This window comes from Lysinibacillus sp. BSL11 (genome assembly GCF_052928325.1).
Genome location: NZ_JAVGCX010000007.1, coordinates 1 through 13766, shown reverse-complemented (window position 1 = coordinate 13766; position 13766 = coordinate 1). Strand labels below are relative to the sequence as shown.

At 34.6% G+C, this 13766-nt stretch carries 13 protein-coding genes; 7 read left to right on the top strand and 6 right to left on the bottom strand.

Annotation, left to right across the window (positions count from 1 at the left end):
• Positions 1 to 49 precede the first annotated feature (49 nt).
• The 4 genes from RCJ95_RS09475 to RCJ95_RS09460 all read right to left on the bottom strand — a co-directional run bounded on the left by RCJ95_RS09475 (position 50) and on the right by RCJ95_RS09460 (position 4312).
• Positions 50 to 1594, bottom strand: coding sequence for a solute symporter family protein (locus RCJ95_RS09475; protein ID WP_221682965.1), 1545 nt, complete (start codon positions 1592 to 1594; stop codon positions 50 to 52).
• An 8-nt stretch (positions 1595 to 1602) separates the two neighbouring features.
• Positions 1603 to 1941 carry a DUF485 domain-containing protein gene (locus RCJ95_RS09470; protein WP_004227943.1) on the bottom strand — a complete coding sequence of 113 codons (339 nt, stop codon included), beginning with the start codon at positions 1939 to 1941 and terminating at the stop codon, positions 1603 to 1605.
• A gap of 481 nt (positions 1942 to 2422) precedes the next feature.
• The gene (locus RCJ95_RS09465; RefSeq protein WP_004227944.1) at positions 2423 to 3976 is read right to left on the bottom strand and encodes a solute symporter family protein; all 1554 of its coding nucleotides are present in this window, start codon (positions 3974 to 3976) and stop codon (positions 2423 to 2425) included.
• Positions 3977 to 4312, bottom strand: a complete 336-nt coding sequence (locus RCJ95_RS09460; protein ID WP_004227946.1) for a DUF485 domain-containing protein — start codon at positions 4310 to 4312, stop codon at positions 3977 to 3979.
• Between the two features lie 585 nt (positions 4313 to 4897).
• Here RCJ95_RS09460 and RCJ95_RS09455 point away from each other — a divergent pair.
• From RCJ95_RS09455 to catA, 5 genes are all read left to right on the top strand, one after another.
• Positions 4898 to 5494, top strand: a complete 597-nt coding sequence (locus RCJ95_RS09455; RefSeq protein WP_221682858.1) for an SCO family protein — start codon at positions 4898 to 4900, stop codon at positions 5492 to 5494.
• Positions 5495 to 5683: 189 nt separating this feature from the next.
• Positions 5684 to 6019, top strand: a complete 336-nt coding sequence (locus RCJ95_RS09450) for an ArsR/SmtB family transcription factor (protein WP_221682857.1) — start codon at positions 5684 to 5686, stop codon at positions 6017 to 6019.
• A gap of 31 nt (positions 6020 to 6050) precedes the next feature.
• Positions 6051 to 7049 (top strand): NADP-dependent oxidoreductase, encoded by a 999-nt coding sequence (locus tag RCJ95_RS09445; RefSeq protein WP_312129626.1) that lies wholly within the window; start codon positions 6051 to 6053, stop codon positions 7047 to 7049.
• A gap of 354 nt (positions 7050 to 7403) precedes the next feature.
• Complete coding sequence (locus tag RCJ95_RS09440; protein WP_004227952.1) at positions 7404 to 7946, top strand: pyridoxamine 5'-phosphate oxidase family protein; 543 nt, start codon at positions 7404 to 7406, stop codon at positions 7944 to 7946.
• A gap of 455 nt (positions 7947 to 8401) precedes the next feature.
• Positions 8402 to 9052 carry a type A chloramphenicol O-acetyltransferase gene (gene catA / locus RCJ95_RS09435; protein WP_221680405.1) on the top strand — a complete coding sequence of 217 codons (651 nt, stop codon included), beginning with the start codon at positions 8402 to 8404 and terminating at the stop codon, positions 9050 to 9052.
• Between the two features lie 292 nt (positions 9053 to 9344).
• On the opposite strand, the gene RCJ95_RS09430 is transcribed toward catA, so the two are convergent.
• Positions 9345 to 9812: a GNAT family N-acetyltransferase gene (locus tag RCJ95_RS09430; RefSeq protein ID WP_221683340.1), complete on the bottom strand. Its 468-nt coding sequence runs from the start codon at positions 9810 to 9812 to the stop codon at positions 9345 to 9347.
• A 395-nt stretch (positions 9813 to 10207) separates the two neighbouring features.
• Between RCJ95_RS09430 and RCJ95_RS09425 the strand changes: the two genes are divergently transcribed.
• Together RCJ95_RS09425 and RCJ95_RS09420 are read left to right on the top strand one after the other, a co-directional pair.
• Positions 10208 to 10744, top strand: coding sequence for an RNA polymerase sigma factor (locus RCJ95_RS09425; RefSeq protein WP_221683339.1), 537 nt, complete (start codon positions 10208 to 10210; stop codon positions 10742 to 10744).
• 1 nt (position 10745) lies between these two features.
• Entirely contained in the window at positions 10746 to 12347 is a 1602-nt protein-coding gene (locus tag RCJ95_RS09420) for a DUF4179 domain-containing protein (RefSeq protein ID WP_313150934.1), read from the top strand.
• A gap of 730 nt (positions 12348 to 13077) precedes the next feature.
• On the opposite strand, the gene RCJ95_RS09415 is transcribed toward RCJ95_RS09420, so the two are convergent.
• Positions 13078 to 13485 carry a hypothetical protein gene (locus tag RCJ95_RS09415; RefSeq protein WP_221683337.1) on the bottom strand — a complete coding sequence of 136 codons (408 nt, stop codon included), beginning with the start codon at positions 13483 to 13485 and terminating at the stop codon, positions 13078 to 13080.
• Positions 13486 to 13766: the final 281 nt, after the last annotated feature.

The window sequence follows — 13766 nt, the reverse complement described above, 5'->3', positions numbered from 1 at the left end:
GAAAAAGTAAAACCTCGTAAGCAAGATACTTACGAGGCTGTCGAGTGTATTAGTGAGATACGTCCTGTACAGAAATACCTGTGTTTGCTTTAACGTCAACTTCACGATACTTCGCATCATCTGTTTCTTTAGAAATTAATGTGCCGATGAAACCACCAAGGAAACCAAGTGGTACAGAGATTATGGCTGGGTTCGTTAACATAATTAATGGATCACCAACGAAAATTGCCTTACCTTCAACTGGATTCCAAACGTTTGGAGACATAGCAACTAATACTAATGCAGAGATTAAACCTGTTAACATCGCAGTAACAGCACCTGTTGTATTGAAGCGTTTCCAATAAATTGTGTAAATAATAACTGGAAGGTTAGCAGAACCTGCAATACAGAATGCTAAAGATACTAAGAATGCCACGTTTAATGTTTGTGCACCAAGTGCTAATAGGATAGAAATAACAGCGATTGTAATCGAACCGATACGAGCTGCAAGAACTTGCTCTTTTTCTGTAATTTTACCCTTTTTAATAATTTGTCCATAAATATCATGAGATAGGGCAGATGCACCAGATAGTACAAGACCTGCTACTACCGCTAAAATTGTTGCGAATGCTACTGCACAAACGAATGAGAATAGAATGTCGCCACCAAGTGCTTCTGCAAGAAGTGGGGCAGCCATGTTACCAGCAGCGTTTGCTGCGATAATATCTTCTTTCCCAACGAATGCTGCTGCACCGAAGCCTAAGAAAATTGTTAGAACGTAGAAGATACCTACGATCCAAGTAGCCCAAATAACAGATGAACGAGCTGTTTTCGCGTCTTTTACTGTGAAGAAACGCATTAAGATATGTGGAAGACCCGCAGTACCTAATACTAACGCAATTAACATAGAGATTGTATCAAGTCCATTTGTATATTTAAGACCTGGGTTTAAATAAGCAGCGCCACTGTCAGTAACCGTTGTCATTTCTTTAAACATTGTAGAGATACTGAAGCCGAACTCTTTTAATACTAAGAACGAAATAATAACTGTACCCAACATTAAAAGACAAGCTTTAATAATTTGTACCCAAGATGTTGCAGTCATACCACCGAATAGTACGTAAGTTGTCATCATAAATCCTACGATTAATACGGCGATCCAATAGTCGATTCCTAAAAGTAATTGAATAAGTGCTCCTGCACCAACTAGTTGTGCAATCATGTAGAATAAAACAATTGTAATAGTGCTTAAAGCAGCTGTTCCACGAACTTTGGCGTTATCAAAACGCGCTGTAATCATGTCAGCTAATGTAAATTTCCCAAGGTTACGTAATGGCTCAGCAACGATATATAATACCACTAAGTAAGCTACTAAATAACCAATAGAGAAGAAGAATCCATCAAATCCAAATAATGCTACAGCACCAGCGATACCCAAGAAGGATGCTGCTGATAAATAGTCACCTGCGATAGCTAGTCCATTTTGCCAGCCTGTTAAGCCACCACCAGCAGTGTAGAAATCACTTGCTGAAGATGTACGTTTAGATGCCCACCATGTAATAACTAATGTTAAACCAACAATGCCTACGAAGAAGAATATGGCTGTAAAACTCATTCCGTTACTCATCGGCGGCCACCTCCGTTCTCGTATTCAGCGATAATCGCTTTTGCTTCTCTATCGAAGCTGTTTGCTTTTGCTACATATAAATGACATAACCCCCATGTCATGATGAAGAGACCTGCTGCATAGATCCACACCCAAGTAATTTCCCCAAATGCCTTTTGGTGTAGAATTGTCGTGTACGATGTCAGAATTGGTAACAACATGTATGCCGATAAAAATATGGCAGTTATAGACCAAAGAAAAGAGTTCTTTCTTCGTACAAGAGACTTAAATGATTCCTGATTTGCAATTGAATCATAGTCAATCACGATACCTTTTTTTGCTTGATTGTTCGCCATTAACATTCCCCATTTTGTGTATATTTTTTCTACCTCAAGACTTGATTTTGCTAGTTTAGTGAATTCACATTTTCATTTTATGAAACAGTTCACAAAATTGCAATACATTTCAGAAAAATTATGTAAAAAAAATTTTTCAGAAAATACTCCTAAGTGAGAAAAAATGGCGCAAAGCCAAGAATATAAAGGGTTTTAGAAAATTCAGATAAATAAATGAAGTGAAGAGAAATCTAGATTCTTGACAAAAAACCAAGGGTAAATTTACAAAAAAATCTTGTTTTTTCAATTGAAAATAAACACTATTTACCTAGTGAAAATTGGATTTTTTCTGTTTTTTGGAAGTAAAATAATATTGTTCGATAAATAAATTGGTAGATATTGAATAACAAAAAAGGCGAAAAACTCGACCAAAAATCGAATTTTTTGCCTATTTTTTTGCATTTTTTGAATTAGGATTCATTATGCAGGAGGTGTATAAATATTAATGTGAAATATCAGAGACAGACACACCTGTATTTGCTTTCACACGAATTTCTTTATAAATACGTTCTGCTTCTTCCTGTGGTACTTTGTTAGATGAAAGGACAGTACCTAGGTATCCAGCAATAAAGCCTAATGGAATTGTAATAATCGCTGGAACAGCAAGTGGCACAAGTGGTTGTCCAACAAAGATTGCTGCACCTTCAACAGGGCTCCACACATTTGGTCCCATTGCTCCTAAAATTAAACATGATACTAGCCCCGTTACCATCGCAGTTACAGCACCTGTAGAATTAAATTTCTTCCAATAGATTGTATAAAGGATCACAGGTAGGTTTGCTGATGCACCGATACAAAAGGCGAATGACACTAGGAATGAAACGTTTAAGTTTTGTGCAAACAGAGCAAGAATAATAGACACGATCGCAATGGAGATAGAGCCTGTACGAGCTGCTACTACCTGTTGCTTCTCTGTTAATTTACCACCCTTAATGATTTCTCCATAAATATCGTGAGAAATGGCAGAAGCTCCTGTTAGTACTAAACCAGAAACCACAGCTAAAATAGTCGCAAATGCCACTGCTCCGATAAACGCCATCAATACATCTCCACCTAAGTAATGCGCAAGAAGCGGAGCAGCTGTATTACCAGCCTTACTTTCAGCAAGAATTTGATCTAAACCTACAAAGTTTAATGCACCGAACCCTAAGAAAATTGTTAATGAGAAGAAAATGGCTGTAATCCAAGTTGTCCAAGAAATAGAGGCACGTGCTGTCTTTGCATCCTTTACTGTAAAGAAACGCATTAAAATATGTGGTAAACCAGATGTTCCTAAAACTAAAGCCATCATCATCGAAACCGAGTCGATTGTGCTTGTATACTTAATTCCAGGTACAAGGAACTTTTCGCCATGATCTACTGCAATCGTGTCGAACATCTTCATAAGAGAGAAGTCAAATTTCATTAGCACTAAAACAGCTAATAGACCTGTCCCGAATAATAATAGACTTGCTTTAATAATTTGCACCCAAGAAGTCGCTGTCATACCACCAAACAATACATAAGTTGTCATCATAACACCGACAATTAAAACGGCAATCCAATACTCAATACCGAATAATAGCTTAATCAATGCACCAGCACCAACTAGCTGTGCAATCATATAAAGAATTACGATAATAATGGTACCAGACGCTGCCACACCACGAATTCGTTTTTCATTGAAACGAGCCGTTAACATATCTGCTAACGTGTAGCGGCCTAAGTTTCGCATTGGCTCAGCAATGACATAAAGCAGTACTAAATTCGCTACTACATAGCCTACAGAGAAGAAGAAACCATCAAAGCCAGTTAAGGCAATTGCACCAGACACCCCAAGAAAGGCTGCTGCAGATAAATAGTCACCAGCAATCGCAAAGCCGTTTTGCCACCCCTTTAAACCACCGCCAGCAGTGTAAAAATCAGCTGCAGAAGATGTACGCTTTGCTGCAATATAGGTAACAACAAGTGTTAAGCCAACAATAGCTAAAAAGAAACCTATGGATACGATGTTCATTTATTTTCCACCTTTCGCCTGATACTCTGCAAGAACAGCAGCTGCAGCTTTATCGAATGAAGCAGCTTTTTTTACATATACTGTACAAAGCACAATGGTCATGATAAATAGTCCTGCAGAATAAACCCATACACCCGTTATATTTCCGAAGAATTTTTGTTGTAGTACAGGCTGGAAAGCAAGAATCGGAAGCAGGATATAAAGAATTAAAAACACTGCTGTAATCGAGAAAAGAAAGGTATTTTTCTTTTTTACAAAGCTATTAAACGATTCCATTGCTTCAATTGCATGATAATCAATTGATTGGGCCTGTTTTTTGCTTGAAACATTCGCCATTATTATTCCCCCTAAAGTTATATATTTCTGTTTTAAACGACATATTTCTTTTTCATTCGTCGTTATATTCACTTATTTTATGGGGGAGATTCCTATAATGCAATACTAAATTTTGAGTTTTTATAATTTTTAGTCACTTCTGTTTTGAGGAAATAACATAGAAATATTAAGGATTTATTAGAAAAATTCTGTTTAAAAGAGCGTGTGGTTTTCTGATGAAATAATATTGTTAAAATAGTTTGTTGTTGATAAAAATGAATGTAGGAGAAAATACAAACATAAAAGAGAATTTTCTGTATTTTATTATTCTGCTATTAAATTCCAGAGTAGCTAGTTAAGTAGAAATAATTTGTTATATAACAATAATCTGAGATTTTGGGAAATAACGAAAATGATAAAAAAAAGCTATGAAAAAATTTTTAAAAAGGATGTGTCATTTGGAAGAATTAGTGAGGCGGAATTCCAGAATCAGTTAATGTTCACATGTTATACAAATAGCCATCTGGGTGTAAGTCCATTGTCTTGTGTTTAGCTTCTATAATGAATAAAATAAGGTGATGAAATGAAGGGAAGTGGGCACCACTAATGACAAAGAAAAGTATATTGCTAGTTTTAGTTCTAGCATTTAGTAGCATTCTAGCTGCTTGCGGTAGTTACAAGTTTGAACCAACATTAAATCTTGAGGTTCAAGATTTCACAGTAACGAATCAAAAAAATGAACAAGTGACCCTAGATGATCTTAAAGGTAAGCCTTGGTTAGCCATGTTTATTTTTACAAACTGTACGACAATCTGTCCACCCATGACATTTAATATGACAGAAGTTCAACAAGCACTACAGGATGAAGGCCTTGAAGATTATCAAATTGTGGCATTTAGCGTGGATCCAGAAGTGGATAAGCCTGATGTATTAACAAATTACTTAAATACGTATAATGTTGTAGATGAAAGCAAATGGCAGCTACTAACGGGCTATCAACAAAAATTTATTGAACAATTTGCACGTAAATCATTTAATTCCTTAGTTAAAAACGATCCTAACTCAGACCAAGTCATACATATGTCGAGCTATTATTTAGTAAACGCAGAAGGCACAGTTGTAAAAGACTATGATGGCGCGACAAACGTACCAGTTGAAACAATCGTTGGAGATATGAAGGCTCTTATTAAGGAGAGCAAATAACACAGAAGTCCATGTGACTTCTGTGTTTTTTTATTGAAAGAGGGGAAAGTAGGGTGTACGCCTTTAAAAATCATTCGTCTCGATTTACTTTCCCAATATTGCAGCAAATACAGCAATATTATATCGTTATATGCATCAATGGTTCATTAACTTAAACTATTCAACTGATTAGTAAGAGGAGGGATTTAAATGAATAAACAGGACCAGCTTAACTTGATTAAGGATGACTTTATAAATTCTCAAAAGGTACTATTAGCAATTGGTGATGAAACCAGACAAGCCATTTTAATGGTTTTAATGGGCACAGATTGTCAAACGGGATTGCGTGTAGGAGAAATCACGGAACAAACACATCTTTCTCGACCAGCTGTGTCACATCATCTTAAAATTTTGCGAGATGCTGGTGTTATTTTAATGCGCAAAGAAGGTACAAAAAACTTTTACTATATAGATATACGGACAAAACTAGGTTCGTTAAAAAATCTTGTTTTGGATATTGAGACGTTGTTAACGGAATTTTATTGACAATATAATAGATTATCTGGAGGAAAAAACAATGAGAGCAATGGTGATCGATCAATATGGCAAAGCCCCAATGCGCTTGGCAGAAGTGCCTACACCTGAAATAAATGAATATGAGGTGCTTGCTGAAATCCATGCAGCAAGTATTAATCCAATTGATTTTAAAATCCGTGATGGGAAAGTGAAGCTGTTAATCCAATATAAAATGCCACTGATCCTTGGAAATGATTTTTCAGGGGTCGTCGTAAAGGTTGGCGAAAAAGTGACGCGATTTAAAGTAGGAGATGAAATTTATGCACGTCCAAGGAAAAGTAAAATTGGTACTTTTGCGGAATATATCTCGATTCATGAAGATGACATAGCCCTAAAACCTAAAAATTTGAGCTTTGAGGAAGCCGCATCAATCCCACTGGTTGGCTTAACGTCATACCAAGCTTTACATGACATCATGCAATTACAAAAAGGTCAAAAGATTTTAATTCATGCTGGTTCTGGTGGTGTAGGTACCTTTGCTATTCAACTAGCAAAGGTAATGGGCGCCACAGTGGCAACAACAGCTAGCGAAGCTGGTGCAAACTTAGTTACATCTTTGGGTGCAGATAAAGTGATTAATTATAAGAAAGAAAGCTTTGAAGCTATACTGAAAAATTATGATGCCGTCTTTGATACGCTCGGAGGAAAGACCTTAGAAAAATCTTTCGAGATTATCAAGAATGGTGGGAAAATTGTATCCGTATCAGGTTGGCCGAATGCTCGTTTCGCCAAAGAATATGGTTCAGGATTTTACAAAACATTGTTATTTTCAGTAGCCAGTCATAAATTGACCTCACTTGAAAAGAAATATCATGCTCAATATTCCTTCTTATTTATGAAACCTAGTGGCGAGCAATTACGCATAATCGCCGATTTAATTGAAGCTGGTAAAATCAAACCAGTCATTGATAGAACTTTTTCATTTGAAGATGCTCAAAAGGCGATGGAATATGCGGAGTCAGGTAGAGCAAAAGGGAAGATCATCGTAAAAATGAAATAGCCTTTATGTTGTATTTTAGCAAGGTTTAAGTGAAAAGTTCGTAATAACCACAAACCTCCAATAAAATAAGAGGCTTCTGCTTTTGAAGGATAGATGTAGTCCAATAGTGAAATGAGCGAAGGTTCACCACTTGCGTTCTTTGAAGGCAAATATAGCAAAGTTAGTCAGCCAATAAGCTTATAATTACCTATCTCCTAAAAAATAGAACCATCGTTTGAGCATTATTTGTTCGAACGGTGGTTTTGTCTTTGTTTTAAGTGGAAAATGGATTGCTTAATTGCTGTAGTTATGGACGTTTTTATTCAATCCAAAGGTTGATAAAATCACATCATACTACAAGTAGGAGTGATAACAATGGATAAGGTACGTTATAAAGTAAGAGAAGTGTTGGACAAGAACAAAATTGATGCATTTTTGCAGCAAGCTCGCATTGGGCATTTGGGTATGGTTGATGGTCATCTGCCATATGTTGTCCCCCTTAATTTTGTGTGGACAAATGGAGTGCTTTATTTCCATGGAGCCACTGGCGGTAGACGAAATCAAGTGATGGAAGAGAATCCAGAGGTTTGCTTTACGGTTTGTGATGAATATGGAACCATTACAAATCCAGTACCTGCAAAGACGGACACCGCTTATATGAGTGTCATGGTTTTTGGCAAGGCTCAGCCTATTTTCGATTTGGATGAAGCGACACACATGTTGCAAGAAATGATAAATAAATATGTACCTGGTTACTATAATCGCCCATTATCCCAGCAACACGTGGACAAATATCGATCAGCCGTTTTCGGAGGGCCTGTTCAAGTTTACCGTATTGATCCTCAACATATTACCGCGAAAGAAAATCCAATTGCCTTAGGGGAGATGTTCAATATTGAGAAAATCCCACATACATAGTATTGGTTTTCAGAAATTAGTACATCAAATCCCTGCAAGCACCACTAACTCTAGTCAGATATGTAGCTTTGGAATAAAGATGGATTAACAAATAGCCCTTAATCCTTATCTAATAGCAAATAGCAACATCAAAACCTCCATTTTGAAAAATTGATCAAAATGGAGTTACTCTCTTTAAATAAGTATGAGATTTTTATAAAAAAGTTTGATCATTTTTCAGCTATGTTGTTCCACAATTGCGCCCTATTATTGAATAAGCTATTGCATGATGTCCTCATATTGTTCTGTAGTTTTTGGATTAGTAAACTCGCTATGCAAATCTAAATTAATAATCGAAACCGTAATTATATGTTAAGATTGACTTATATAAAATAAAAGGAATGATCTGATGAAAAAAGCAGTCAAATTAGCTTCCTAAAATTATCTAGATTTTAAATTTTAGGAGGCTTTATAAGATGAGATTCAATAAAATTGATATTAATAATTGGGAACGAAAAGAAATTTTCAATCATTTTTTAAATCAACAAACGAGCTTTAGCATCACCAGAACTATTGATATTACCAAACTTTATAAAATTACAAAAGATAAGGGATATAAATTCTATCCTGTATTCATCTTTTTAATTACTCATGTAGCAAATTCAAATAAACATTTTAGAATGAACTTTAATTCTGCTGGAGAGTTTGGATACTGGGATAAGGTAGTCCCAATGTATACTATCTTTGATAAGAAATCAGAGTTATTTTCAGCCATTTATACAAATACAGATGAAGGTTTTAAAAAGTTTTATGAGAACTATATTTCTGATACTGAGAAGTTCAATGGTATAGGAAAGCTTTTTCCTAAAACACCAATCCCTGAAAATGTCGTCAATATTTCTATGATTCCATGGACTTCTTTTACTGGTTTTAACTTAAACGTGAATAATAGCCCAAATTATTGTTTGCCGATAATCACTGCAGGTAGGTTTATCAATAAAACTAGTAATATTTATTTACCTTTATCCTTGCAGGTTCATCATTCTGTCTGCGATGGTTACCATGCAGCACTATTTATGGATAGATTTCAGACTCTTGTAGAAAATAAATTAGAGTTTCTTGTATAAATTAAACACGAAACACTGACTAATTTCTTTTAGTTGGTGTTTTTTACTAACCTGCTCCTAAAACAAGGTAGTATATGTGCCTTATTTTGTATTCCTTGTATCAGATTATTGTCTATATGCTTTCCTCCTATGTCCCCTCAAGTTACTGAACAATTTCTTTCAAGTATGCAAAACCGCTTTTAAAGATGTTAACTAAAAAGACACAAATCCTTTTATAAGAATTGCGCCCGATTGTAGAAGGTTGTGATTCAACTAAAGCCCTCGTTACTTCCATATAACAAATTACTAAATGTCAGTTGATAGTTTTGAGCATATTTATTCCCGCTATTTCAAATCCGAGTTCCTCATATAGTTTCCTAGCCCCTTCATTACTTCCAAAAACATGAAGTTTGAAGTAATAAATTCCTTCCTGTTCTAACCACTCCTCAATATTTTTCATCACTCTAGTCCCGAAACCTTTACCTCTGTATTCTTCAAAAATAAAAATCTCATAAAGAAATGCACTTTTTTTTTCCTTTTCAACCTTTATCCAAACAAATCCAATTAACGAATCATCTTCATATATATTATATAAATGATGATTAGAGGTTTCTATTCCTTGAGGAAGTAGATTATATAACTGTTTACGTGCTTTTGAAAGAGGATCTTCGCTACTTACCTCATGGACATATTCTGATTGAACTTTGCTATATCTCTCTACCTTATCTTCTAAATAAATTGTAAATTCTTTTTCTGACATTTTCTTTAAGACAATATCCATTTTAATCTCCTATTTTGAATGACTTGTAAAAAAATTGATACACTGAACTGTTCAGTAAATTTATGTGAACTTTCTACAAATATATCTATATTTTAACATTCATACTAATTTATTTGTGTAGTATTACTCCACAATCTGGCTCTTTACTGATAACGAGCACTGATTCTTATTACAGAATCGCGCCCGATTGCTGAATATCAAGTCGGTGATTTGTCTTTTGCTTGTTAAAGTAAGCACGCCGTTAGTTAAAGAAGATTTATAATTAAAATAAGTGTTTTTGAATAGATAAGGTGCTTTCTTCATCAAATTCGAAGGCAGATGATCCATTTGAAAAAATGAACTATTTATAATGCTAAATTGTTACTTGTGTAGAAAACGGAAAAGGAGGTGGGAATATGGAACAAATTAGCGATGAAAGGGTCTTGTTTCAAACATATTATAAGGACGTCTTCAGAGCTTGCTATTACATGCTTCAAAATAAATACGATGCAGAGGACCTTTGTCAGGATGTATTTGCAAAAGCTTTGAGTGAAGATTTCCAATCTATACAAAATCAAAAATCTTGGTTACTTAGTATTTCTATGAATATGTCTCGAAATTATTTAAAAAAAATGAAAAGACTGCTATTAAAAGAAAATTTTGAATTCCTATCATTGAGACGAGTTGACAAATCCCAAAATATTGAGCGTACAATACAGCTCAATGAAAATAAAAGTGAGTTAGTCGACTTAATGAACAAATTGCCTGTTCGTATACGGAAGGTAATGATATTGAAATATGTGCATGACTGTAAAGATAGAGAAATCGCTGACATTCTAAAAATCCCTGAGGGAACGGTTAAATCGAGGCTTTTTAAAGGTAAAAAATTAACGAAAGAGTTTATCCAAGTAGATGAAAATTTGTTATTTGAATGGAGGGATCATCGTGAATAATATGGACGATTTAATAAAAGAAAAAGTGAAGTACGATCAAGTAGATTATCCTAATGAGAATGAAATGTGGAGTAAAATCATCCGTAAACAACAAAATCAAAATTATAAAACTAAAAAACATAGCTATAAAACACAAGTTATATTAACCGCCATTATGTTCACAATTGTTTTATCAGCCACACCTGTATTTGCTAAATATACAACAGAAATCTTGGATTGGATGCGAAATATGAATAGAACAGGCGTTATTACTTCTTTAGAAAATGGCTTTGGACAGGAAGTCAATAAAACTGTAGAAAACGAAGCTGGCGTATTAAATATCCATAATGTAATTTCAGATCAAAATGGTACTACTATTAACTTTAGCTTAGATATTGATCATGATTATCCAATCGATGCAGCAGATTTCGAACAAGCATCACTCAAAATAAATGACGGAAAAGAAATAAAGTTGGAGGCTAACGCAGTATATAATCAGGAAACGGATCAATTAGTAGGGATTCTACATACAGATGAGGGAATCCCGCACAACAGCAATGTTACACTTCAACTTGGAGGTGTAAAGGAGACACAGTTGAAAAGTGTAGAGTTAAAAGATGTGGTTCAATCGAACGCGTTCCCTGAAAAGATTACTATTAATCAAGATGGAATATCACATATAGAATTCACTTCAAATGGATATCAAAACGGGCAATATACATTGGATTATCTTATCGATCTGGAAGAGTCCAATAACATAGAAAACGCATATTTATCTTATAAAATTCAAGGTGAAAACATTGCGAGTTTTGGCGTTACTCATAAACGTCCAAAACCAAATGTCATTAAAAGTAGTGATTCACTAGAGATTCAAAAAGAAGTGGTAGAAAAATTAGGGGTATTTTTAAGTTATACTGATACAGTAAGTTATAAACCAGATACGTGGAGCCTGGATTTCCAATACAATCAGGATCTTGCTAAGAAATCTACATTTGTTATGGATATAGACGAAACAATTGAGATAGGCTCTCAGCAGCTTCAATTTAACGAGCTTGTTATTACACCGAGTGAGGTAAAGCTTTATTTTGAAGAAAAATATATAGATTCTAATTCTAATATAGCTCATTTCAACTATCGTCAGTTTAAATTACGAATTGGTGAACAGGAATTATCGGGAAATAATTTTAAAGATTATATTTCTTTTGAAACAATGGGGCTGATAAAGGATATTACGAATAAAGAAATTTCTCTTACTTTAAATGATGCGAAGATTTCTTATGAAGCTGGAAAGCAAGACAAAGTAGAGCTAAGAAATATTTCTGAAGTTCCAAAGACTATAAATGCAGAATTAAACGGGTATCCAATTGATATTACCTACTATACGAAAGGTAATGATTTAATTGTTGAATCAGAAAGTAAGAACGAGCAATTTGGAGGTATCACACAAAATGTTATTTATGAGAATGGCAAAAGAATCTTTGCTGAAACTCGTTCTAATGACGGAGTGTTAAGAACACACAAACAAGTAGAAACATTTAAAAATATAAAAGAAAAAGATATTACATTGAACTTCTTCCTTTATACTGTCAATGAGGATCGAGCTAAAACTATTGTTTTACAGTAAATCGTTTGCAGTATAACTTCTTTCAGCAAATGTTTTATGTAACGTAAGTGAAACGGCAGTTACAAATGTTTTATGTAACGTAAGTGAAACGGCAGTGACAAATGTTTTATATAAGTCTTTTCGTAGCGACAGTACACAACTGCTTGGTGTTTTATGGCAGATTAGGGAGATGCTCTAAGTCATCTAAAGGTAACGCTATTTTAAGGCACATGATAATAAAAGAATAATTCATTTGATTATAAAAAAAGCGTGTTTTGATTAATTCAAAATACGCTTTACTATTTCTTTGGTTGTTGTTTTCGAAAAGATTATTGCTTTTCAACGCTTAACGCATCTAAACGAACGATTTTTGTTTGCTCTGCTTGTGTTTATGTATCGTAAGCTTTGCCTCAAAAAGCTTTCCACGACCGCTAAATACAATACATCTGCATCTAATTGAGGAATTTTTCTCTTTAATTTGACTGTTCAACAAACCATCAGAATAGGTGCATTTGTTGTAATCAATATTCAGCTAGGATTAACTAAAAACGAACTAAAAACGAGACAAATAAAAACATCTTTCGTTATAAAAAGGTATTGAATAATCAATGAGGATGTATCTATAGGGACAAAAGTATGATTCAAACTATATGGCCCTTTCATGGAAAAGACGCATTCTTAATTAAAGAAATGCGCCCGATTGTGGAAGAAAGAAATACTCTACAAATTAGGTTTTCTTATCTTCAGTGCCCTATTTTAAAATTGTCTCGGCTGGGGTAAATGCTTCCCATTGATTATATTTCGTTATTATTGATGAAATAAACCAATACTCTTTAAATGGTTCTAAATTCTTCTCCACGATTATAATCTTCTCTCCACCACCAAAGTCTCCATATGATGCCCATAAATCGTATTTAACGGTGTACTGCATTTTTGATTGGCTGAGCTTTTCTACTTTAGGAAAACGAAAGTTACTAACCGAAGGACTTGACTGACCTGTTATCCAGTGAGTTTGCTCGAATTTACTCCTTGACTGCTTTCGAAGCGCAGGGGACAACATCGCATATTGAACAGCACCACTTCGATTAATTACTCCTGATATCCACAATTCTACAGCTTGTTTTGGTTCGGTTACCATCAAACCAGTCATAAAAGACATTAACTAGCTTTCTAAAGGGGTGAGTGGTTTGCCTTCATTAATCTTTTCCTCAAAGGAAGGGGGAGTATCGTTCGATTTTGCATTTACTGTTCCATAATACAAACCACAAATTAGTATACTAAATAAAACCAAAAGAAAAGGTTTACTTTTATTCTAAACTGTACCCTATAAGATAGACACTTGAAAAAGGTCATCTTATAGGGCATTTTTGTTTATAATTGAAAAAAACAAGATTCGGAGCCACTACTATGACTAAGAACTTTTTAACACCCCACCAACAA

Bases quoted from the DNA above. Each gene is read 5' to 3' on its own strand.
- RCJ95_RS09475 (WP_221682965.1), bottom strand. From the start codon at position 1,594: ATGAGTTTTACAGCCATATTCTTCTTCGTAGGCATTGTTGGTTTAACA.
- RCJ95_RS09470 (WP_004227943.1), bottom strand. From the start codon at position 1,941: ATGGCGAACAATCAAGCAAAAAAAGGTATCGTGATTGACTATGATTCA.
- RCJ95_RS09465 (WP_004227944.1), bottom strand. From the start codon at position 3,976: ATGAACATCGTATCCATAGGTTTCTTTTTAGCTATTGTTGGCTTAACA.
- RCJ95_RS09460 (WP_004227946.1), bottom strand. From the start codon at position 4,312: ATGGCGAATGTTTCAAGCAAAAAACAGGCCCAATCAATTGATTATCAT.
- RCJ95_RS09455 (WP_221682858.1), top strand. From the start codon at position 4,898: ATGACAAAGAAAAGTATATTGCTAGTTTTAGTTCTAGCATTTAGTAGC.
- RCJ95_RS09450 (WP_221682857.1), top strand. From the start codon at position 5,684: ATGAATAAACAGGACCAGCTTAACTTGATTAAGGATGACTTTATAAAT.
- RCJ95_RS09445 (WP_312129626.1), top strand. From the start codon at position 6,051: ATGAGAGCAATGGTGATCGATCAATATGGCAAAGCCCCAATGCGCTTG.
- RCJ95_RS09440 (WP_004227952.1), top strand. From the start codon at position 7,404: ATGGATAAGGTACGTTATAAAGTAAGAGAAGTGTTGGACAAGAACAAA.
- catA (WP_221680405.1), top strand. From the start codon at position 8,402: ATGAGATTCAATAAAATTGATATTAATAATTGGGAACGAAAAGAAATT.
- RCJ95_RS09430 (WP_221683340.1), bottom strand. From the start codon at position 9,812: ATGGATATTGTCTTAAAGAAAATGTCAGAAAAAGAATTTACAATTTAT.
- RCJ95_RS09425 (WP_221683339.1), top strand. From the start codon at position 10,208: ATGGAACAAATTAGCGATGAAAGGGTCTTGTTTCAAACATATTATAAG.
- RCJ95_RS09420 (WP_313150934.1), top strand. From the start codon at position 10,746: ATGGACGATTTAATAAAAGAAAAAGTGAAGTACGATCAAGTAGATTAT.
- RCJ95_RS09415 (WP_221683337.1), bottom strand. From the start codon at position 13,485: ATGTCTTTTATGACTGGTTTGATGGTAACCGAACCAAAACAAGCTGTA.